Origin of the sequence: Thermaurantimonas aggregans (genome assembly GCF_003851885.1) — a bacterium.
In the GTDB taxonomy this organism is placed as follows: domain Bacteria; phylum Bacteroidota; class Bacteroidia; order Flavobacteriales; family Schleiferiaceae; genus Thermaurantimonas; species Thermaurantimonas aggregans.
The window spans coordinates 65886-88601 of record NZ_BHZE01000011.1 but is presented as its reverse complement, the minus strand read 5'-3'; the positions used below and the strand labels follow the sequence as shown (position 1 = coordinate 88601).

Below are 22716 nucleotides of genomic sequence, written 5' to 3'. Positions count from 1 at the left end.
ACTTCAAATTTTTGCCTCTAAATAAAATTAACACCCAAAATGACGAAAATGGATTTTATAAATCATTGTATAACAAATATTTATAATTACAACTAAGCAAAAAATAAAAAATCTGCGGAAGTCAGGATGATTACCTCCTTATTGCCGGCATCCAGTACACAAATAGCCGGAATATCTCCCCATTTTTTTGCCTTGAGCTTTTGTTCTCCTCTTACCATGCGGGCGATGTTTTCTGCCACGATTTTACCGGTTTCATCACTTGGAAAGCCAGTTTTTGGACTGCCGAATGGCACTTTGCCAGGTTTAAAAGGAGGAACCACATTAACCGCAATACCTGCAGCCCAAATGTTAGGGTATTTCGGATGGCGGTAGGTATCATCAACCTGTAGGTATCCTGTAGAAGTTGGCTCGAGTTGAGGAGAATTTTTTATTAAATCAACACCTATAAAAGGTGGCATCAACATAGTGAATACCGAAGGTATTGCCTCACCGCTTTCTAAGATCACTTCGGTAGGGGTAACTTCCTTGATGGCAGCTTCTGTACGAAAATCGATGTCAAGCATTTTAAGAAACCTCTTGAGCATCGCTTCAGCTCCGGTCATTCCTTCGATGCCAAAATGGCCGAGATAGGGCTCAGGCGTAATCCAGGTGAGTTTTACGCGATCGCGAATGTTGTTTTTTCTAAGCCAATGATCGATGTTAAAAAGAAATTCATATCCAGCTCCCATACAGCCGGCATATTGTGTAGCTCCTACAACGATAGGCCCCGGATTTTTGACAAATTCTTCGAGTCGCTTGCGAATTTTCATGGCTCCGTCCTGTGTGCCTACATAGTAAGCATATTGGCGCACTCCGGGGGCTACATCGAAGTCCACTTTCGGGCCTGTAGCGATTACCAGCTGATCATAACTGACTTCGCCTTCCGTAGTATATATCACATGCTTATCAGGGTCTATTTTTAAAGCCTCTGCTCTTAGAAAGTCGATGCCTTTTTTATTGAGTATTTTTTTTCGATCGAGAGTAATGTCCTTGATATCTCTTCTTTTGAACGGAACCCAAATCAGAGAAGGGATGAAGGTAAAAACTGGTGATTTGTCGATTACCAAAACATTAACTTGGTCTTTAAGTTTTCGCTTGAGCTCGAGGGCTGTGGTGAGACCGGCAAAATTTCCACCGACAACTACGGTTTTCATTTTAGTTGAATTTAGAATCAAAGGTTCTTGATATTATTCCTGAAAAACAAAGACATAAGTCAGCATTACGGGTAATTATAATCACACTGGCTAGGATGATTTGGCTTTTGAAAAGCAAAAAAAGCTCGTCCGCAGCGTGACGCCAGGTCACTTGCCACATGTACCAGAAGAGCCAGAATTAAAAAAGCCCCCCACATATGAATAGAGACGGCAAAAAATCAACAAAAAAGCCGTCTCAGTTGACTGAAACGGCTTTTAATCCTTTAAGATGTTGATGACTATTTAGAGAAAAGGAGTTCTCTGTATTTTGGCAAGGGCCAGAGTTGATCATCGATTAAAAGCTCAAGTTTATCGACCTCATAGCGAATCTTCTGGAAGAAAGGAAGCACTTTTTCGCAATAAGCGATGGCCCGAGCTTCAGCGTCTTCGATTTTGTTACACACCTTGCGAGTCTCGATCATTTCGTCTTTGAGGGCAATGATTGTAGATACCCGTTTTGAAATTTCCCTAATCATCTCGAGCTGCTCTTTTGCCACTATCTCAAACTCTTCGGGTGATAGGATCTCCTTAAGTGAGCGGACATTTTCGATCAAGGTATTTTGGTATTTGATGGCAACAGGCACAATGTGATTTCCTGCCATGTCGCCCAAAACGCGGCTTTCGATTTGAATTTTCTTGAAGTACATCTCCTGCATGATTTCGTAGCGGGCGTGTACCTCACGCTCGTTCATAATGCTTTGCTTTTCAAAAAGTTCAATGGCTTTTTTATCGACAAAAGCTTTTAAAGCATGTGGGGTGGTCTTTATGTTGTTCAATCCGCGACCGGCTGCCTCTTGTACCCACTCTTCGCTGTAGCCATCTCCTTCGAAGAGGATATTTTTAGATGCGATAATGTAGTTCTTAAGCACATTGAAGATAGCGTCGTCCTTTTTCATGCCGCCTTCGATGAGGGCATCTACCTCGTTTTTGAACTTAGTGAGTTGCTCGGCCATGATGGAATTAAGTACGGTCATTGGGCCGGCACAGTTGGCCGAAGAACCGACGGCGCGGAATTCAAACTTATTGCCTGTAAAGGCAAAAGGCGATGTGCGGTTGCGATCGGTATTGTCGAGCAATATCTCAGGAATTCGTCCCACCACGTTGAGTTTTAGTTCCGTCTTTTGCTCAGGACTGAGTTTGCCGTCTTCTACTTTTTCAAGTTCGTGTAGTACTGAAGTTAGAAAATCGCCAATGAAAACTGAGATGATGGCAGGTGGAGCCTCGTTAGCACCTAGGCGATGATCGTTTTGGGCAGAAGCGATAGAAGCTCTAAGCAAGTCGGCGTAATCGTGTACTGCCTTAATGGTATTGATGAAAAAGGTGAGAAACATAAGGTTGCTCTTCGGGGTACGACCTGGTGAGAGGAGGTTTTTGCCGGTGTTGGTCGCCATACTCCAGTTGTTGTGCTTTCCGCTTCCATTGATGCCGGCAAAGGGCTTTTCGTGTAGCAATACGCGGAAGTTGTGACGGCGGGCAACCTTGTCCATCAAATCCATCAGGAGGGTATTATGGTCAACAGCGATGTTGATCTCTTCGAAAATGGGCGCCAGCTCATACTGGCTGGGGGCTACTTCGTTGTGGCGGGTCTTTACGGGAATTCCAAGCTTGTAGCACTCGTATTCGAGCTCTTGCATAAACTTCATGACGCGCTCGGGAATTGAGCCGAAGTAGTGGTCTTCGAGCTGTTGCCCTTTGGCGGGAGCATGGCCCAGGAGGGTGCGACCAGTCATGGCCAGATCGGGACGAGCGTTGAAGAGTGCTGTATCGATGAGGAAGTACTCTTGCTCCCAACCGAGGGTTGAATAAACTTTTGTAACGTTTTTGTCGAAATATTGACAAACGGCAGTCGCAGCTTTGTCCAGAGCGTTCATCGACTTTAAAAGAGGAGTTTTGTAGTCGAGTGCTTCACCGGTGTAGGATACAAATACGGTTGGGATACAAAGGGTGTTACCCATTACGAAAGCAGGAGAGGTGGGGTCCCAGGCTGTGTATCCGCGAGCTTCGAAGGTGTTGCGAATACCTCCGGAGGGAAATGATGAAGCATCGGGTTCTTGCTGTACGAGCTGGCTGCCGTTAAACTTCTCGATAGCTCGCCCCTCACCGGTAGGCTCGAAAAAGGAGTCGTGTTTTTCGGCTGTAGCACCCGTAAGGGGTTGAAACCAGTGGGTGTAGTGAGTGGCTCCGAGACTAGTAGCCCAAGCCTTCATGCCGGCCGCTATTTGATCGGCCTTTTCGCGGGTGATCTGGCTTCCGTTTTCGATGGCGTCGCGTACAGCTTGATAGGCTTCAGAGGTAAGGAATTCGCGCATGGCGCGGTCGTTAAAAACGTGGCTGCCGAATACGTCGCTCACTTTGTTGGTCGGCAGTGAGAAATCGACAGGTTTGCGCTTGATGCTTTCAAAAAGAGCTGTAAAACGAAGGGATGTCATCATAGACTGTAAAATTTTGGCTGCAAAGCAACGAAGTCGAATGGCATCCAACAAATTTTTTTATTGATTTTTTGCTATGTTGTGTAAAATTTAAAGGGGTATTGGCGTCAAAAAAGCATTTTTTAAAAGATATACCCCTTAAAAAACGATGGGTTTATCCGAATTAATGTGATTTGTTGTAGATTTTTTACTCACTCCCCCTTCCTCTACCGACGAAAGCTCAGGGGAGCTTTGTCAGCACCCGGGACTCACTCCGTCCGGTGAAAGCAAAGAGGTTAGGTATTTCCCGCAGAACCCACAGAAAGACGTAGAATAGGTTTTCGTTTTAGTAAAAGTTGTAGTTAATGTTATTTAGATATTGACAGACAGGTGTGTTATTTAATCATTAATTTGTCGTAAAACTGTTAAGATTCATGGGATATAACAGACTTTTGCACAACAGATTATGCAAACCCCTCGTTAAGGTTTGAAGTAAATCTTGCGGCCATGAAAACACTTTACTTGATTCGTCATGCGAAGTCGAGCTGGGACTTCGACAACATTCCTGACCTTGATAGACCACTGAATGGACGCGGAGTGAACGATGCTTATGAATCAGCCAGGTATCTGAGAGAAAATGGCGAAGTACCTGATCTAATCGTAAGCAGCCCGGCTACGCGAGCGCTGCACACTGCTCTCATTTTTGCACGTTCCTTTGGCATTCCGTTTTCAAAAATTCAGATCGAAAGTCAGTTGTACGATGCCCCCGATTGGCAAATTCGCGAGGTGATACGGCGGATTCCGAATTCATGTAACAAAATCATGGTCTTTGCCCATAATCCAGGCATTACAGATTTTGTAAATCACGCCATCAATCACCACATTGACAATGTGCCCACCACGGGCATCGCCTGCCTGGTGTACGATACCGACGACTGGTCGAAAATCGACTCAAAGGCTGAGCTTAGATTCTTTGATTACCCTAAAAAACGCCGAAAATCTTAAAGGCTCTACATGAACAAGAAAAAGAAAAAGGAACTGCTCCAAATAGATCGATACATACCACGTGATGTAAGTTGGCTCGACTTTAATGCGCGGGTGCTTCAGGAAGCAGCAGATCCTACAGTACCGCTTGTAGAAAGGTTGAGATTTATCGGGATTTTCTCAAATAACCTCGATGAATTCTTCAGGGTGCGATATGCCACCATCAAGCGGATGAGCATGTTTGGCAAAAAGGCAAGCCGCGAGCTCGGGGGCTTTTCGCCCGACAAATTGCTACAAACCATTAGTCAAATCGCCAATGAGCAGCAGCAAGAGGCTGAGGAGATCTACGAAGCGCTCATACGCGAACTCAATGAGAAGGGCATCGTAATCGTAGATGAGAAAAACCTGACTACCGGTCAAAAAGAATTCATTCGGCAGTTTTTCATCGACAAGGTGAGTCCGGCGGTTTTTACACTGATTTTAAATCCGAAGCGGCCTTTTCCGCAATTGACCGACAAATCCATTTATCTGGCCATTAAGGCTGAGAATCAATTAGACTCGTCAAAAAATTTCTATGCCCTCATCGAATTGCCTACCGACTATGTGGGTCGCTTTGTAGAGCTGCCCAAATACGGCAAGCGCTTTTTTATGTATTTGGACGACCTGATTCGGTACAATCTAAATTACATCTTTTTCATTTTCAACAATTACAAGTTTGAAGCTTATACCATCAAAATCACGCGCGATGCCGAGCTCGATATCGAAAACGACGTTTCTAAAAGTTTTATCGACAAGGTGAGTGAGAGCCTTGAGAGCCGTAAAACAGGCGACCCGGTGCGATTTGTATACGACCGCGAAATACCACCCGACCTTCTGTCGTACTTGATGAGCAGGATGCAGCTCGACAATTACGACAGTTTGGCCTCAGGTGGACGATACCACAACAAGAAGGACCTGATGAAGTTTCCTGCCATTGAGGAGTTTCCGTCAGTTTATGAGCCTCTCCCCCCTTTAAATCATCCAGACCTTGACCTTAACAAGAGCATCATGGATGTGGTGGCGCGGAAAGATGTCTTGCTCTTTCAGCCCTACCACTCCTTCTCTTTTGTGATTCGCATGCTGCGCGAGGCAGCCATCGATCCTGATGTAACAAGCATACAGATTACGCTCTATCGTTTGGCAGAAAAGTCTAGAGTAATCTCAGCCATTAAAAATGCCGCCCGAAACGGCAAAAAGGTCTTAGTCGTCATTGAGCTTCAAGCCCGTTTCGACGAAGAGGCAAACATTAAATGGACTGAAGAACTCAAAAATGAAGAGGTGGAGGTAATTTTTGGTGTTACTGGGTTAAAGGTACATTGCAAGCTGGTACACATCACGCGAGTGCGCAATGAAAAAGTCGAGCACTTCGCCATAGTGAGCACGGGTAATTTTAACGAAAGCACAGCGCGCATCTACACCGACTACGTGTTGTTGACTGCTGACCCTCGTATTACGCGCGATATCGCCAAGATTTTTGAATTTTTCAAGACGAATTACAAAGTCTTTCAATACCAGCACTTAATCGTTTCACCTCACTATCAGCGCTTGAAAATAAACGAGCTGATCGACAACGAAATAAAAAACGCCAAAGCCGGTAAAGAGGCTTACATCTTTTGGAAACTCAACTCCCTTTCAGACACTGGAATTATCGAAAAGCTCTATCAGGCTTCTCAGGCAGGTGTAAAAATTCGACTAATCGTCAGGGGCATATGTTCGCTCATTCCAGGCAAACCAGGGCTAAGTGAAAACATCGAAGCTATCAGTATTGTAGATCGCTTTCTGGAGCACAGTCGCGTGTACGTATTTGCCAACGGCGGAGAACCGAAGTACTACATCTCCTCAGCCGACATGATGACGCGAAACATCGAATACCGCGTAGAAGTGACCTGCCCGGTGTACGACCCCAAGATTCAGCGCGAAATTCAAGACCATCTCGATATCCTTTGGAAAGACAACTGCAAGGCACGCATTCACGGCTGGGAGGTAAAAAATGCCTATCGCAAACATCCTGGTCCTAAAATAAGAGCACAAATAGAGCTTTACGAATACGTAAAGCGAGAACTCAAAAAAGCCGGAGGCCGACAGCTTTAATCGCTGTACACTCACTAAAAATATCCCTTGAAATCAAGGCACTTAACTATTAAAAGTAGGTTAAGTGCCTGATTTTTCTCTACATATTCTCTAAAAAAGATTACACCAAAAATTGCTCAAACAAAACATCCATTTTAGAAACAAAACTTTTTATGGAAGTTAGCCGATCTACTGGGAAAATTGTTTAGTTCGAAATCAGCGTCATTTATAAGAAAATTTTTTAAGGTAAGTGTAAAAAATACACACCAAAAAAATTACATATTTAATTGGTATTCAGCATGTTAATATTTTCAACAACACTTTGAAACACATCTGTGTCATTCTACTTTTGACACATATCTCTACCTCATTTGTATGATTCGATTAGAAGATTATCAACAAGCAGTAGAAAACCGCATCAAAAACGAAAAAAACGCAGTTTGTCTCATCAAAGCGATCAACGACCTCTGGTACGACAAAGGAGTAGAAACCGTTCTTTTTCGAAATCAACTCATCGATCGCCGTCCGGGCGAGATTCTGAATTTACATCATTATGCTGAGCAGGTGGTAGGTGTGCCACTGAAGGTAGAAGACACCCTTGCTATGGCACAGGCCCTGCTACAGGAAGACATCTGCCCGGCTCGCATGGACTTAGGAAGGCTCACAAAAGAATATTTAGAAATCGGCCAACAGTTTCCCGACCGTTCAGCCTTCATTCGCCATCAGTTGCGCGACTTTATCGGTCCTGAAAACCGTATTACGATACACCCAAAAGATGTAATACTGTATGGGTTTGGTCGCATTGGACGTCTGGTAGCCAGGGAATTAATTGCTCAGGAGGGCAGAGGCGAACAACTACGCCTGCGAGCCATTGTAACACGAGAAAACGACGACCTTTCGATCAAAAAGCGCGCTTCCTTGTTGCGCGTTGATTCGGTGCATGGGGCTTTTCCGGGTACAGTGATTGAAGATTACGAAAACAAAGCCCTCATCATCAATGGCCGAAAGGTAGCCATGATAGCCACCTCAAAGCCTGAAGAAATCGACTATACGCAATACGGTATCAACGATGCATTGGTAATCGACAATACTGGGGCTTATCGCGATCGTGCGGCCTTATCGCGCCATTTGCAGAGCAAGGGCGTATCGAAAGTGCTGCTCACTGCACCTGGTAAGGGAGTACCCAATTTGGTGCATGGTGTAAATCAGCGCAGTGTAAATCCCGACGAAGAAAACATCTTCTCAGCAGCATCGTGTACGACCAATGCCATTGTACCAGTGCTCAAGGTGATCAACGATGCCTACGGTATCGAAAAAGGTCATATTGAAACCATTCATGCCTATACCAACGACCAAAACCTGGTAGACAACATGCACCCGAAGTACCGCCGTGGTCGCGCAGCAGCACTCAACATGGTGATCACTGAAACAGGAGCCGGCAGCGCCGTCGATAAAGCCATTCCTGGACTCGGCTCAAAACTTACCTCTAACGCTATTCGGGTACCTGTTCCCGACGGATCCTTGGCCATTCTCAATCTTACGCTTTCAAAATCCACTTCAGTTGATGACATCAACCAAACCATGCGACGTGCCGCCCTTCAGGGCGACCTGGTGGAGCAAATCATGTATCACATTTCAGATGAATTGGTGAGCTCTGACATCATTGGCAATCCATGTCCTTCGGTGTTCGACAGCAAGGCCACTATTGTTCATCCTGACGGAAAGTCGGTAGTGCTGTATGTGTGGTACGACAACGAATATGGATATACCAGACAGGTAATACGGCTGAGCAAATACCTGGCTAAGGTGCGCAGAAAGAGCTATTATTAAAACTTTAAACTGAAGTCAAGGGGAAAAGCCGCCCTCCGAAGCCTTAGGGTAACGGTTGGGCGGTTTTTGTTTTGTGTAAATTGAGACATCAAAATCATTTTCTGCCTTTTAAAAATACAGATTGAACAATAGAAAGCAGAAAAAAGTGGAATGTAGAAAGATTTCGATTTAGCCTTCTGAGGTAAAAAAACCGCTTTTCCTACCTTTACGGCTCGAATCGGTGCAAAACAATCACAAGAGTAAATGGCAGACGAAGAGGAACTGATCGGCGAGCCTGACCCTGCACCCGAAGGCGGTGGCGAGGGTCATGTTGCCCATCTGAATAAGGTATCGGGCATGTATCGCGAGTATTTTTTGGATTACGCCTCCTACGTAATCCTTGAACGAGCTGTGCCAGCCATGTACGATGGCTTGAAACCTGTACAGCGTCGCATACTGCACTCAATGTACGAGATGCACGATGGCCGCTATCACAAGGTGGCAAACATCATCGGAAATACGATGAAATACCACCCGCACGGCGATGCATCGATAGGCGATGCTTTAGTGCAGCTCGGCCAAAAAGATCTGCTCATCGACTGCCAAGGTAACTGGGGAAACATCCTGACCGGTGATGGAGCAGCTGCACCCCGCTACATCGAAGCTCGTCTAACCAAGTTTGCTCTCGATGTTGTCTTTTCGCCTAAAATCACCCAGTGGCAAGCCAGCTACGACGGTCGGGCAAAAGAGCCGGTCTTCTTTCCTGTAAAATTTCCGCTGCTGCTTGCACAAGGGGTAGAAGGTATAGCCGTAGGACTGAGCACCAAAATTTTGCCTCACAACTTCAACGAGCTCATCGATGGCTGTATCGACGTGCTCAACGGGAAGGAAGTACAGATTTTTCCTGATTTCCCGACAGGCGGGGTAGCCGATGTGAGCAATTACAACGATGGCCAGCGCGGTGGACGGGTGCGCGTACGCGCCAAAATTTCAGCATTGGATAAAAAGACCCTCGTCATCACGGAAATACCCTACGGCACCACTACTGGTTCACTAATCGAAAGCATTCTGAAAGCCAATGAAAAAGGCAAAATCAAGATCCGCAAAATAGAAGACAACACCGCCGAAAACGTTGAAATCCTTGTTCATCTCCACCCCGGTATTTCGCCTGATAAAACAATAGATGCGCTCTATGCCTTTACAGATTGTGAGGTGAGCATCTCGCCTATGGCATGCGTAATTTACGATGATAAACCTCTTTTTATGGGCGTAAGCGAGATGCTTCGCGAATCGGCATATCTGACAAGAAATCTTTTAAAAGCCGAACTCGAAGTAAAGCTCGGAGAGTTGCAAGAAGCATGGCATTTCGCTTCGCTTGAACGCATTTTTATCGAAAACAAAATCTATCGCGACATCGAAGAAGCGGAAACCTGGGAACAGGTAATCAGCAACATCCGCCAAGGGTTAGAGCCTCACACGAGCCATCTACTGCGACCTGTAACCGATGATGACATCGTGCGCCTTACAGAGATAAAAATCAAACGCATCTCAAAATACGACGCTGACAAAGCCGACGATCATATAAAAGCTCTCGAGGGCGAAATTGCCGAAGTAGAATACAACCTCGCTCACCTTACCGAATACACCATCAAGTGGTTCCAGTACCTGAAAGAAAAATACGGCAAAGGTCGTGAGCGTAAAACCGAATTGAGGCTTTTCGACGAAATACAGGCGCAAACCGTCGCCATCGCCAACGAAAAGCTCTACGTAAACCGCGAAGAGGGATTCGTAGGAATTGGTATGAAAAAGGACGAGTATGTGTGCGATTGCTCAGATATCGACGACGTCATTGTGTTTCGTCGCGATGGCAAGATGTTGGTGGTAAAGGTGGACCAAAAAGTGTACGTCGGAAAAGACATCATACATGTAGCCGTTTTTAAAAAAGGCGACAAGCGAACCATTTACAATGTCATTTACCGCGATGGTGTCAAAGGACCCTCCTACATGAAGCGGTTTTATGTAGATGGTGTAATTCGCGGAAATGAATACGACATTACACAAGGCAAGCCTGGAAGCGAGATACTGCACTTTTCAGCCAATCCGAACGGCGAAGCAGAAATTGTATCTGTCTTTCTAAAGCCGATTAGCAAGATCAAAAAACTGCGTTTCGACATTGACTTTGCCTCTCTGGCCATTAAAGGTCGCAGTGCACGTGGCAACCTGGTTACGAAGTATCCGGTTAAAAAAATCGAGCTGAAAGAAAAAGGTCACAGCACACTGGCACCTAGAAAAATCTGGCTTGACGAAAGCGTTGTAAGACTTAATACTGAAGGTCGTGGCCGTCTGTTAGGATTTTTTGGAGGTGACGACAAAATCATTGAAATCGGCAAAAACGGAAGCTATCGACTCACCGGCACTGATCTAAGTACACACTTCGACGATGACCACCTCTTCATCCGAAAGTTTAACCCCGATGACATACTGACTTGCGTGTACTGGGATGCCGCTAAGCAGCGCTACTTTGTAAAGCGCTTTCATCCCGAAAAGTCAGAAAAACGCGAAACCTTCATCCCCGACGGCGATGGCAATCATCCGGAGGTGATTACTTTTCAGAAGATTCCGGTCATTCGCATCGATTTCGAAGAAGTAAAAGGCAAGCAGCGCCCCCCTGAAGAAATCAATTTGGCAGAATTTATTACTGTAAAAGGCATTAAAGCTCAGGGAAATCAACTCACTACTTATCCCGTGAAGCAAATTACCCTCATTAGCCCCGACGACGAAGAACCGCCGACAGAAGAGCCAACAGAAAATCCGACGCTCGAAAGCGATAAACCTTTCACACTTGAATTTGAAATTGGCGATAAAACCGTTCGCCAGATCTCCATTTTCGATGAACTAGAAAACGATAATCAACAATCATCAAATCCTTTATAGGGAAAGATATTGAAGATAATTTCCTAAACCAACTAGGCAGACGCATTGACTACTGTACAACAAAAGATCTTTAAAGTAGCTATAGCTGGCAGTACTGATGATGGCAAAAGCACCCTGCTTGGTCGGCTGCTCATCGATTCCGAAAATGTGACAAACGACCAACTTGAGGCTATTTCCGCCGAAAGTCAACGCCTCGGCCGACCTACGCCCGAAATTGCTTGGCTCACCGATGGTCTCAGCACCGAACAAGCACAACGCATCACCATCGACGTAGCCTACCGCACCATCCGTTGGAAGGGCTGGCGCATGCTATTGATAGATACTCCAGGCCATCTCGAATACATCCAAAATACCACTACAGGTCTTAGTCAGGCCGACTCTTTAGTGCTATTGGTAGATATTTCCAGAGATTTCACCGATCAAACACTCCGTCATCTGCAACTGGCTAAAATGTTTTCCATTTCACACATCGCCGTGGTGGTCAATAAGATGGACACTGTCGGATACCGCAGCGATATTTTCGAAAGTTTTGTATCCAAATTCAGCTCTGCTGCTGGCAAATACCTTCCTCCCTCAGTACACTATATTCCGGCTTCAGCCCTTTACGGCCATAATGTTGTGAAAAATCAAGGCCTTACGCCCTGGTATTCTGGCGTAACTCTTTTAGAGCACTTACAGCGTATCGCCGAGTCTTGCACTCCTTCATCGCCTACTGTTGAGCCTCACCCAGTGGCGATTGGAAAAATCTTCTGGACCCTACCGACAATCAATGGTGCAGGCATTAAGGTCATCAGCGGAATGATAGAAGTTGGTAAAAAACTTTACCTCCCCCTTCGCGACAATCAAGAGGTTATGATCAAAAAAATGTATCATCATGGCCAACAGGTGAAAAGCTTACGTGCAGGACAATCAGGCGTCATCATCGCAGAAGCACAATATCCATTTGAGCGCGATTGGATGTTAACAGACAGTCCACTGTCATCGACTGCCATAGTGGTACAGGTCGATGCTTTGCAACTTTTACCCATCTCAATGGGCCATAAATACACCTGGATCACTCCGCTGGGAACCTTTCCCCTCTTAGGTATTAAAATTCTAAATAGCAACGTCAATCCTTTACAATTATCTGATTTTCCGAAATTTGTTTCTCTATTGATTGAGATTTCTCTTTTTTCAATTCCCTACTCAAGGTGCTTTGATAGAGGATTGCTCATTGATTCAGATGGCAGGGTAGTGGTCGTCACCGGAGTTACACAAGTGGCTAAAAATCTTTAGTTTCCAATCTTTACTGTTTCCAGCCCGAATGAGAAACACCTTGAGCAGAGTATAAAAAATTTTTCTGATAATGCAAAGACACAACACACCGCTCAAGTAAGCTTCAAAGGGAATTTTCTAAAAAATCTGTGAAATATTAAGCGTTACAAATTCGACTTTTTATTCCATTTACATTTGCTTTAAAAGACATAAACGCATGCGATTGAGACTCTTGATTCTGATCCTTTTTATACCTTTTATCGTATTTCCACAAACAGCCACACAAGGCCGGATACGCGGTTACGTGAATGATGCCCAAACCAAAGAACCCCTACCTTTTGTAAATGTCGTTTTAGAAGGAGATAGAAAGGTAGGCACCATCACCAACGACGATGGCTTCTTCGTACTGCCCAATGTCAATCCTGGTACATATACATTAAAAGTCAGTTTGATAGGGTACGAAACCTTCACCAAACAAGTGACCGTAGTGGCCAATCGCGTGATTAACGAACGCATCAGTCTGAAAACCTCTACGCAATTTCTTGGAGAAGTAGAAATAAATGCTCAGAAAATCGAAGCCCAAACCAAAATTCAAACCGGAGTTATCTCGCTCAATCCCAAAAAGATCGAAAGTTTTTCGGCAGGTGGCGATGCCGACATAATGCGAGCCATTCAGGTGCTGCCTGGTGTAGTCTCTACCGGCGATCAGGGCGGACAAATATTCATTCGCGGTGGTGCACCTATCCAAAACCTCGTATTGCTCGACAATATGATTCTTTACAATCCCTTTCACAGCATTGGATTTTACTCGGTCTTTGACCCAGACATCATCCGCTCAGCCGACATTTACACAGCCGGATTCGGTGCAGCATACGGTAGCCGCAATTCATCAGTCATGGACTTTAAAACCCGTAACGGAAGCACCGAGCGCCTGACGGGCAAACTCTCTCTGAGTACCTTTACCTCTAAAGTCTTGCTCGAAGGCCCGATCTGGAAAAATCCTGAATCAACAGAATCTCTCTCCTTCATCTTATCGGCTAAAAACAGCTTTCTCAACCGAACTGATCGCATCTTTTATCCCTACATCGAGTCTCAATTTGGAGGTCTTCCTTTCGAATTCAACGACTATTACGGAAAAGTCTCATTTTCCTCAGGTACTGGCGCAGGCTTCAATGCATTCGGATTCTTCTTTGACGATGCCGTCACTTTTGATCAAACAAGCACCATCAACTGGACACAATCCGGCGGAGGGGCCGACTTTACCATAGTGCCTGAAGGCACCACCGTTATCATCGACGGAAACTTTGGTTATACCAATTACAACATCAATGCTGACTTCAGCGACGGTCAGCCCCGACGCAGTGAAGTGGGGGGCTTCAATGCCGGCATCAACTTCACCTATCTGATGCGCAAGAGTGATGAGCTTAAGTTTGGTGTACAAGCGATCGGCTACCGCACCGAGCTCTTACTCACCAATCCTGTAGGTCAGCGCATCTTCAACGACGACAATTCCACCGAACTTGCCGGTTACGTGTCTTACAGACTCAATACGGGTCGCTTCCTTGTAGAGCCAGGTTTGCGGCTTCACTATTACGCCAGCCTAAGCGATCTCTCCTTCGAGCCACGCCTCGGCGCCAAATACAATCTGAACGAAGACATACGCATCAAAGCCTCGGCAGGGGTGTACTCGCAGAATTTGGTAGCTGCTAACTCCGACCGCGACGTAGTAAACCTTTTCTACGGTTTTCTTGGCGGACCAACCAGCATTCCCTCAACCTTTAACGGCCGCAATTTCTTCCTAAGTTCCCAAACAGCTTATCATTATATCGTTGGATTGGAATACGACATCACTCGCAAGACCACGCTCACCATCGAAGGCTACCTGAAAGATTTTGCCATCAACTACAATCTCAATCGAAACAAAATATATGAAGAAGGTACCCCAGGCCAGCCTGAAGAACTTTCAAAAGACTTTATCATCGAAACCGGATTGGCCTCAGGCATCGACTTCCTCCTCAAATACGAAGAAAAACGCCACTATCTCTGGCTCGCCTACTCACTTGCTCGTATCACCCGTTTCGACGGGCAGATCGAATACTTCCCCGTTTTTGACCGCCGTCATAACCTCAATCTCGTTTACACCTACACCGCCGGAAAAAACAAAGAATGGGAGTTCAACGCCAGGTACAACTTCGGTACTGGCTTCCCTTTCACCCCCACTCAGGGCAACTTCGTGCAACTCAACTTCACAAACCAATTCAACCAACCCTTTGCCAACTACAACTTCATTAAAGAAAACGGCGTAGTAGGCTACTACTACGGCGAGCTCAACTCTGCCCGCCTGCCCAATTACCACCGCTTCGACATCAGCCTAAAGCGAACTTTCAAAGTAGCTGAATATCAAAGGCTTGATATCAGCGCTGGCGCCACCAATCTGCTCAACCGTAACAACATTTTCTATTTCGACCGCCTCCGCGCCCGCCGGGTCGATCAGCTGCCCATCCTCCCCACCGTTTCAGTAAGCTATACATTCTAAAAAATCTCTTTTTTAAAACAATTTCCAATCCCGAATGGCAGATCAATGACCTTTCGGGATTTTTTATTTATTTGGGCGTGCCCCTCGCAGCTTGCCCTCACAGGCAGCTGCGAGGGTCGGGCTAGTGGCTCATATTCGCCTTGCAGTTGTGGGCGGCATATCGCGCTGCGTTGTCTGTCTTTCAGACCAGCCAGCCTCGCGCTGTATGCCGCCACTCCACTCCTGCTGCGGCTCATAACCGCCACTATCCCTCACGCAAGCCCATACTACCATCACCCGACATAATCATATTTTTTCGTAGACGGTAACACTAAAAATTAAACTAAAAAAAAAATTGAAAGCTGTAGGTACGTCGGACATTTGCGGCATAAGTCAGCAACTACGATCATGAGTCTTTCGAAAAAAGTTTTACTAAATGCCTACAAAATCATGGTCACTGTAAAGGCCATGTGCGACCTATTTGAAGAAAATGTTCATTAATCTGCTTTCCGGATTTTTTTATTTTAATGTTAGGAGAATTGCTTGTCGTCTTTTTTGCGGTAATGGATAAAAAATGCATTGAGAACACAGATTAACACAGATACACCCAGGGATTTTAACAGATTGATTTGCAGATATTCTGCGCATTAAGCAAATACATACCCCAAATCCCTCTCCAGATCCGACATGTGGATTTAAAGAGGGACTTTTTCCTCCCCCTTCTTTGCTTCCGCAAGACGTAGAGAGTCGCAGATGCCGACAAAGCTCTCCTGAGCTTTCGTCGATAGGGCTGGGGGGGTGAGTATTTTTTGGCTTAAGGCTATAAACTTTGACTTCAACTAAATGTCAATGCCTAAATAACGTTGGCCGTCGTTTATCGATCTTTTCGATATTGGCTCTTTAAATATGCCACTAAATCCATCAAATTCAACATTATTTAGCAGAATCAGCCCACCCTTAAAGCCTATTTTTGCGCCTTGATTCTCCTTCAGAATGCTCAAGCACAGAAACATAGCCATCATTGCCCACGTCGATCACGGCAAAACAACCCTTGTAGACAAAATGCTTATCGCCGGCAAACTCTTTAAAGACCATGAATTGCCCGGCGAACTTATCCTCGACAACAACGACCTGGAACGAGAACGGGGCATCACCATTATTGCAAAAAACGTATCCGTTCGTTACAAAGACTACAAAATCAACATCATTGATACTCCAGGACACGCCGACTTTGGCGGAGAGGTAGAGCGCGTGCTCAATATGGCTGATGGCGTGCTTCTTCTTGTTGATGCCTTCGAAGGCCCCATGCCTCAAACGCGCTTTGTACTTCAAAAAGCCTTACAGCTCGGACTAAAACCCATTGTCGTTATCAACAAAGTGGATAAGCCCAACTGTCGACCCGAAGAGGTGTACGAGCAGGTGTTCGACCTTATGTTTTCACTCGATGCCACCGAAGAGCAGCTCGACTTTCCCGTAGTGTATGGTTCTGCCAAAAATGGTTGGATGGGTCCTGATTACAAAAATCCCACTTCCGACGTCACTTATCTTTTCGACCAAATCATTGAACACATTCCTCCGCCTAAAGTGGAAGAAGGAAGTTTGCAAATGCTCGTTACATCGCTCGATTACTCCAGCTACACAGGTCGCATAGCCATTGGCAGACTTCAGCGCGGTAGGTTGACGCCCAATACCCCCGTCAGCCTTATCAAACGCGATGGTACCATTCTTAAATCTAAGGTGAAAGAGGTATTTGTATTCGAGGGCTTCCAACGCGCTAAGGTTGAATCGGTAGATGCCGGTGAAATTGTGGCCGTCACGGGTATTGAAGGATTTGAAATTGGCGATACCATCGCAGATGCCGAAAATCCGGAAGCACTGCCAGGCATAGCCATCGAAGAGCCCACCATGAGTATGCTCTTCACCATTAATGATTCACCTTTTTTTGGTAAGGAAGGCAAGTTTGTAACATCCCAAAAAATAAAAGAACGGCTCGACAAAGAATTGGAGCGAAACCTAGCGCTACGCGTTAAAGAGACTGGCTCATCAGACTCCTTCATGGTCTTTGGTCGCGGAGTTTTGCACCTGAGTATCCTCATTGAAAACATGCGACGCGAAGGCTTTGAGCTTCAAATTGGTCAACCGCAAGTAATCATAAAAGAAATCGACGGCAAGCGCTACGAACCTGTAGAAGAGCTTACCATTGACCTTCCGGAAGAATTCTCCGGAAAAGCGGTAGAGGCTGTAACTCTTCGCAAAGGTGAGTTATTAAAAATGGAACCCAAAGGCGATCGCATGCATCTGGAGTTTGTCATTCCATCTCGCGGTCTGATTGGATTGCGCAATTACATGCTCACAGCCACACAGGGCGAAGCTGTAATGGCACACAGATTTTTGGAATTCCAACCCTACAAAGGGCCAATACCCGGACGTTCTAACGGAGCCATCATCTCACTTGAAACCGGTACAGCCATTCCCTATTCAATTAATAATCTTCAAGATCGCGGCATATTCTTTATTGAACCCGGCGAAGAAGTGTACGAGGGTCAAGTAATTGGCGAAAACAACAGACCTGGAGACCTGGCCGTAAACGTGACTAAAACCAAGAAACTCACCAACATGCGATCAAGCGGAGCCGATGAAAAAATGCGCATCGCTCCCGCAAAAAAGCTCAGTCTGGAAGAAGCTTTAGAATATATTCAAGACGACGAATACGTAGAAGTGACACCTAAATCCATTAGACTTCGTAAAATCCACCTAAAAGCCTCAGATCGCGAGCGCTACAAAAAAGCCAAGGAAGCTATTTCTTAAATGTGGTCTTCAAAAAAGCCCCGGCTAAAGCATTAAAAGTCCAGGGCTTTGCTTTTACATAAACTCGTAACCGATATCCCTTCTGAAGTACATCTGTTGAAAGTGTATTTTTCCTGCTGCATTGTAACTTTTATTCAATGCGTCCTTAAGAGAATCGCCTAAAGCAGTCACGCTGAGAACTCTGCCTCCATTGGTCAAAAGTTGATTGTCTTTTCTCAGTGTACCGGCGTGAATTAAAAGGGTATTTTCTTCTACTACTTCAGGCATAGAGATAGGGAATCCTTTAACATAAGCTTCCGGATATCCCTCGGAAACCATCATCACGGTAGCAGCGTGTTTTTGTGAGACCTTTGCTTGCCTATTTTCAACGATATTACCTAAAGCTACATCAAAACACAACTGTAAGAAATCTTCCTCCAAACGAGGCAAAATCACCTCCGTTTCTGGATCACCAAGGCGACAATTGTATTCTATCACATATGGATTACCCCCGACATTCATTAATCCAAAAAAGATAAACCCTCGGTAGGTAACCATTCTTTGTTTCAATCCTGTAAGCGTAGGCTCAATTATCCGCTCAATCACTTTCTGCTTTAACTGCTCATCAAAGAAGGGTACCGGGCTTACAGCACCCATGCCACCTGTATTTAATCCTGTGTCTCCCTCACCTACCCTTTTATAGTCTTTTGCTTCAGGCAAGAGAACATAGTGATTTCCATCAGTAGCTACAAAAACCGAAAATTCGATTCCTTTGAGAAATTGCTCAATAACTACTTGATTACCAGCACTTCCAAACTTTTTTACCCTCATTACATCTTCAAGTGCTGAGTAGGCCTCATCGAGGGTTTGACAGATGAGCACTCCCTTTCCAGCAGCCAGACCATCGGCTTTAATCACATAAGGCGGATCTATTTGTTTTAGAAATTCTTGAGCCTCCTCTATCAGATCAGCCGAAAAAGATCGGTATGCTGCAGTAGGGATTCCTAATTCGCTCATAAATTGTTTTGCATACGCCTTACTGCCTTCCAGCTTAGCTCCAGCCTTATTTGGACCACACACTGGAACGCCAATTTGCGATAATTCATCGGCTAATCCATTTACGAGTGGTTCTTCTGGCCCTACGATTACTAAATCAATCTTTTCTGATATGACAAATTGAGTAATTTTTTTAAAATCGTTGTAACCAAACGGCAAGTTCTTTCCATAAGCCTCCGTTCCACCATTACCTGGAGCGATAAATAAGTGATGTGGAATAGAGCTTTTTGAAAGTTTCCAAGCCATCGTGTACTCTCTACCACCACTGCCCAGCAGCAAAATTTTTTTCATGGTAACACAATTTCAATCTTTTACAAACAGAGCTTTTAATTCCGTAGCTTCTTCAGGTTTCATTTTACCGCTGAGTATCAGAGCTAACTGACGACGGCGTAGAGCTCCCTCATACCTTTTCTTCTCCAGCTCAGTAACAGGCTCTACGGGTGGCACTTGAATGGGGTTTCCCAATTGATCAACTGCAACAAATGTATAAATGGCTTCATTTGCTTTAATGCGTTCACCACCTACTTTCTCCTCGATGTAAACATCCACAAATACCTCCATAGAAGAGTAAAAAGAGCGACTCACCTTAGCCTCTAGGGTTACAATACTTCCTTCAGGTATGGGATGTTGAAATGAAACGTGATTTACAGAAGCTGTAACGACAATTCGCCTGCAATGCCTATGTGCGGCTATGGCAGCACATCTATCCATCCAACTAAGCAATTGCCCCCCAAAGAGATTTTTCAAATTATTTGTATCGTTCGGAAGCACCATTTCGGTCATAATCGTTAGAGATTCGGATGGATGTTTTGGCTTCATTGTTTGAGAATTTGATCAGTGCAAATATCCGTACAGGGGTATTTGAGATTTGGTGAAAATATGATTAATCCTTTATGTGGATTAAACGGAATTTCTTCATCAGCTTGCTAGCTGAGGAGGGTACAACTTCCTCTCCCGTCCGTGCAGGTTTGGCTAGTCGTTGCTGGTCAGTGCCATGGAGTACCTCTTCAGGGGCAGAAGAGACCTCTTCGAAGGCCTCTTCATCTACGACAAATCGGACTTTCAGGAGTATCCCGGTCATCAAAATACCCTTTGCCAGCATTAGCTATCGCGAGATTTCGCTTTCTACGGCCCTCAACGACGAACTCGACCGCATCGCCCACAGTTACGGTCACTCACTTGCTGGTCAGAGCCTATCGGTAAAGTTCGGCGAATTGATAAAAGTGCTCCACACTGCCAGTGGCCAAAAGGTGGTCGTCCTCATCGATGAGTACGACAAACCCTTGATCGATTACCTCGACAAGGATAGCCTACCCTGTGCACGCCAAAACCGCAGTGTGCTCAAGAGCTTCTACTCCGTGTTGAAAAATGCCGACCCCAACCTGAAGCTGGTCTTCATCACTATTCTAAACTGTTTCATCTATTAAAAACCTGTACTAGACCATAACATTCTGACTTTCACCAACTTAGAAATAAAACAAGCCTATGTGGAGATGCTAGCCGATGCCTTCACCTACGGTCGTAAACCAGGATCAGCCACGTCCGTACTGAGCAAACTGCTCGAAGCTTTGAAACACAAAAGAGAAGAAGTCCTAAAAGATGCCATAAATCAAGTATTTGCCGATATTCCTTACGACCTGTGGATAAAGAACAATGAGAAGTTTTTTCATGCTCTGGTGTATTTGATCTTTACCCTTGCCGGCATGCACATCTTCAGCGAAGTACACACCAGTCGCGGCAGAGCCGATAGCATCGTAGTGCTGGGCGATAGCGTGTATTGCCAGGAGTTTAGGCTCGATGGCTCAGCCGAAGAAGTCCTCCGACAAATTGAACAAAATGGCTACCTCGACCGCTGGAAAAACTCCGGCAAACACTTCCACAAAATCGGCATCAACTTCAACTCCCAAACCTGCCAAGTAGAAGAACTTCTGTGGGTGTAATCCTAAACAGAAAATTCGTTTAGTAGAATCAAGGGCATAATTACACCCATCACACCATCGGCCGGATATCTTTTTACAATCGACAGCGTGTATTAAATACACTCACAGTAAATACCTGAAAATAAATTTTTTAGGTCCTTTTTTGTGAACATTAACTCCGTGTTTGTGATATTTGCCACATTAATAATCGTTTAAAATATCGTTGGAAATGTCAAAAACACGTATTACAGTAGCTAAGGGCGACGGTATAGGCCCTGAGATAATGGATGCAACGCTCAGAATCATTCTTGCTGCTGGCGCTCAAATTGAAATAGATGAGATCGAAGTCGGAGAAAAAGTCTATTTAGCAGGTAATACCGCAGGAATTTCGAAAGAAGCCTGGGATACCATAATCCGCAACAAAATATTTCTAAAAGCCCCCATCACCACTCCACAAGGTGGTGGTTACAAGTCACTGAACGTCACCACTCGTAAGACGCTTGCTCTCTATGCCAATGTACGTCCTTGCAGAAGCTTGCATCCTTTTGTAGAGACTAAGCATCCTGTGATGGATGTGGTCATCATTCGCGAAAACGAAGAAGATCTCTATGCTGGCATCGAGCACCAGCAAACTGACGAAGTAGTTCAGTGCCTCAAGCTTATCAGCCGCCCGGGAAGTGAAAAAATCATCCGTTATGCTTTCGAATACGCTCGCGCGTACAACAGAAAAAAGGTAACCTGTTTCACCAAAGACAACATTATGAAGCAGACCGATGGATTGTTTCATAAAATTTTTGATGAAATTGGGGCTGAATATCCCGACATCGAAAAAGAACACTGGATTGTAGATATCGGCGCTGCAAAACTTGCTGATACTCCCGAAGCATTCGACGTGATTGTGATGCCTAACCTCTATGGGGATGTTCTCAGCGACGTAGCAGCACAAATCACTGGTTCTGTTGGTTTAGCAGGATCTGCAAATATTGGAGATGAATATGCCATGTTTGAGGCTATTCATGGATCAGCACCTCGTCGAGCAGGTCAGAATGTAGCCAACCCTTCAGGCTTACTGCAAGGAGCTATTCTCATGCTGATTCACATCGGACAGGGTGATGTGGCCGAACGCGTACAAAATGCTTGGCTGAAAACCCTTGAAGACGGTATCCATACATACGACATTTACAAGGAGGGCGTAAGCAAGCAGAAAGTCGGAACAAGTGAATTTGCTGATGCCGTGATTGCCCGTCTTGGACAAATGCCAAAAACACTAAAACCGGTAAGCTTTAAAGCAGGTACTGCCTTTAAACTACCAAAATACGAGCGGAAAGCACCGGCTAAAAAAGATTTAGTAGGCGTTGACCTCTTCGTGCACTGGCCAGGCTTCAATCCGAATGAAATCGGCAAAATGATGGAAGCTCTAAACCACGACAACGTTTATCTCGACATGATCACAAATCGCGGGGTAAAAGTTTATCCGGATGGGTTTGAGGCCACCTTCTGCACTGATCACTGGCGCTGCCGTTTCAAAACAAACGACGGTAAAAATCTAACCAAGCAGCAAATCATTGACCTTCTCACAAAAGCTGAAGCTCACGGAATAGATGTGATAAAGACAGAAAACCTTTATTACTTCAACGGCGAACGCGCCTTTTCACTTGGTCAAGGTCAGTAATTTTCTAAAAATCTAATTAAAGAAAAACCGCTGCAGT

The 22716-nt window shown here is 45.1% G+C and carries 15 protein-coding genes; 10 read left to right on the top strand and 5 right to left on the bottom strand.

What is annotated here, in order from left to right; translation table 11 throughout:
- Nucleotides 1-92: 92 nt before the first annotated feature.
- Complete coding sequence (locus EIP89_RS06820) at nt 93-1193, bottom strand: NAD(P)/FAD-dependent oxidoreductase (protein ID WP_124397925.1); 1101 nt, start codon at nt 1191-1193, stop codon at nt 93-95.
- 278 nt (nt 1194-1471) lie between these two features.
- A complete protein-coding gene (locus tag EIP89_RS06815) occupies nt 1472-3661 on the bottom strand; it encodes a glutamine synthetase III family protein (RefSeq protein ID WP_124397926.1) in 2190 nt (729 codons plus the stop codon).
- A gap of 486 nt (nt 3662-4147) precedes the next feature.
- Between EIP89_RS06815 and EIP89_RS06810 the strand changes: the two genes are divergently transcribed.
- The 6 genes from EIP89_RS06810 (at nt 4148) to EIP89_RS06785 (ending at nt 15266) form a co-directional block, all read left to right on the top strand.
- Nucleotides 4148-4645, top strand: a complete 498-nt coding sequence (locus tag EIP89_RS06810) for a SixA phosphatase family protein (protein WP_124397924.1) — start codon at nt 4148-4150, stop codon at nt 4643-4645.
- Between the two features lie 9 nt (nt 4646-4654).
- Nucleotides 4655-6754 (top strand): polyphosphate kinase 1, encoded by a 2100-nt coding sequence (gene ppk1 / locus EIP89_RS06805; protein WP_124397923.1) that lies wholly within the window; start codon nt 4655-4657, stop codon nt 6752-6754.
- A gap of 354 nt (nt 6755-7108) precedes the next feature.
- On the top strand, nt 7109-8563 hold the full coding sequence (locus tag EIP89_RS06800) for a glyceraldehyde-3-phosphate dehydrogenase (protein ID WP_124397922.1): 1455 nt from the start codon (nt 7109-7111) through the stop codon (nt 8561-8563).
- Nucleotides 8564-8899: 336 nt separating this feature from the next.
- Nucleotides 8900-11476 carry a DNA gyrase/topoisomerase IV subunit A gene (locus tag EIP89_RS06795; protein ID WP_245966115.1) on the top strand — a complete coding sequence of 859 codons (2577 nt, stop codon included), beginning with the start codon at nt 8900-8902 and terminating at the stop codon, nt 11474-11476.
- 45 nt (nt 11477-11521) lie between these two features.
- Nucleotides 11522-12751, top strand: coding sequence for a GTP-binding protein (locus EIP89_RS06790; protein WP_124397920.1), 1230 nt, complete (start codon nt 11522-11524; stop codon nt 12749-12751).
- A 196-nt stretch (nt 12752-12947) separates the two neighbouring features.
- Complete coding sequence (locus EIP89_RS06785) at nt 12948-15266, top strand: TonB-dependent receptor (protein ID WP_124397919.1); 2319 nt, start codon at nt 12948-12950, stop codon at nt 15264-15266.
- Nucleotides 15267-15395: 129 nt separating this feature from the next.
- On the opposite strand, the gene EIP89_RS11475 is transcribed toward EIP89_RS06785, so the two are convergent.
- On the bottom strand, nt 15396-15542 hold the full coding sequence (locus EIP89_RS11475) for a hypothetical protein (protein WP_160160550.1): 147 nt from the start codon (nt 15540-15542) through the stop codon (nt 15396-15398).
- A gap of 696 nt (nt 15543-16238) precedes the next feature.
- Between EIP89_RS11475 and typA the strand changes: the two genes are divergently transcribed.
- The gene (gene typA / locus EIP89_RS06780; protein WP_124397918.1) at nt 16239-18053 is read left to right on the top strand and encodes a translational GTPase TypA; all 1815 of its coding nucleotides are present in this window, start codon (nt 16239-16241) and stop codon (nt 18051-18053) included.
- Nucleotides 18054-18107: 54 nt separating this feature from the next.
- Here typA and purD read toward each other — a convergent pair whose 3' ends face one another.
- Nucleotides 18108-19379 carry a phosphoribosylamine--glycine ligase gene (gene purD / locus EIP89_RS06775; protein WP_124397917.1) on the bottom strand — a complete coding sequence of 424 codons (1272 nt, stop codon included), beginning with the start codon at nt 19377-19379 and terminating at the stop codon, nt 18108-18110.
- Nucleotides 19380-19391: 12 nt separating this feature from the next.
- Nucleotides 19392-19907 carry an acyl-CoA thioesterase gene (locus tag EIP89_RS06770; RefSeq protein ID WP_124397916.1) on the bottom strand — a complete coding sequence of 172 codons (516 nt, stop codon included), beginning with the start codon at nt 19905-19907 and terminating at the stop codon, nt 19392-19394.
- 74 nt (nt 19908-19981) lie between these two features.
- On the opposite strand from EIP89_RS06770, the gene EIP89_RS06765 reads away from it, so the two are divergent.
- The 3 genes from EIP89_RS06765 (at nt 19982) to EIP89_RS06755 (ending at nt 22679) form a co-directional block, all read left to right on the top strand.
- Nucleotides 19982-20515 carry an AAA family ATPase gene (locus tag EIP89_RS06765; RefSeq protein ID WP_124397915.1) on the top strand — a complete coding sequence of 178 codons (534 nt, stop codon included), beginning with the start codon at nt 19982-19984 and terminating at the stop codon, nt 20513-20515.
- 66 nt (nt 20516-20581) lie between these two features.
- Nucleotides 20582-21028 carry a PD-(D/E)XK nuclease domain-containing protein gene (locus tag EIP89_RS06760; protein ID WP_245966114.1) on the top strand — a complete coding sequence of 149 codons (447 nt, stop codon included), beginning with the start codon at nt 20582-20584 and terminating at the stop codon, nt 21026-21028.
- Between the two features lie 208 nt (nt 21029-21236).
- Entirely contained in the window at nt 21237-22679 is a 1443-nt protein-coding gene (locus EIP89_RS06755) for an NADP-dependent isocitrate dehydrogenase (RefSeq protein WP_124397913.1), read from the top strand.
- The last annotated feature ends 37 nt before the right edge of the window (nt 22680-22716 follow it).

Coding starts and splice junctions, on each gene's coding strand:
- EIP89_RS06820 (WP_124397925.1), bottom strand. CDS start 1,193: ATGAAAACCGTAGTTGTCGGTGGAAATTTTGCCGGTCTCACCACAGCC.
- EIP89_RS06815 (WP_124397926.1), bottom strand. CDS start 3,661: ATGACATCCCTTCGTTTTACAGCTCTTTTTGAAAGCATCAAGCGCAAA.
- EIP89_RS06810 (WP_124397924.1), top strand. CDS start 4,148: ATGAAAACACTTTACTTGATTCGTCATGCGAAGTCGAGCTGGGACTTC.
- ppk1 (WP_124397923.1), top strand. CDS start 4,655: ATGAACAAGAAAAAGAAAAAGGAACTGCTCCAAATAGATCGATACATA.
- EIP89_RS06800 (WP_124397922.1), top strand. CDS start 7,109: ATGATTCGATTAGAAGATTATCAACAAGCAGTAGAAAACCGCATCAAA.
- EIP89_RS06795 (WP_245966115.1), top strand. CDS start 8,900: ATGTATCGCGAGTATTTTTTGGATTACGCCTCCTACGTAATCCTTGAA.
- EIP89_RS06785 (WP_124397919.1), top strand. CDS start 12,948: ATGCGATTGAGACTCTTGATTCTGATCCTTTTTATACCTTTTATCGTA.
- typA (WP_124397918.1), top strand. CDS start 16,239: ATGCTCAAGCACAGAAACATAGCCATCATTGCCCACGTCGATCACGGC.
- purD (WP_124397917.1), bottom strand. CDS start 19,379: ATGAAAAAAATTTTGCTGCTGGGCAGTGGTGGTAGAGAGTACACGATG.
- EIP89_RS06770 (WP_124397916.1), bottom strand. CDS start 19,907: ATGAAGCCAAAACATCCATCCGAATCTCTAACGATTATGACCGAAATG.
- EIP89_RS06765 (WP_124397915.1), top strand. CDS start 19,982: ATGTGGATTAAACGGAATTTCTTCATCAGCTTGCTAGCTGAGGAGGGT.
- EIP89_RS06760 (WP_245966114.1), top strand. CDS start 20,582: ATGCTAGCCGATGCCTTCACCTACGGTCGTAAACCAGGATCAGCCACG.
- EIP89_RS06755 (WP_124397913.1), top strand. CDS start 21,237: ATGTCAAAAACACGTATTACAGTAGCTAAGGGCGACGGTATAGGCCCT.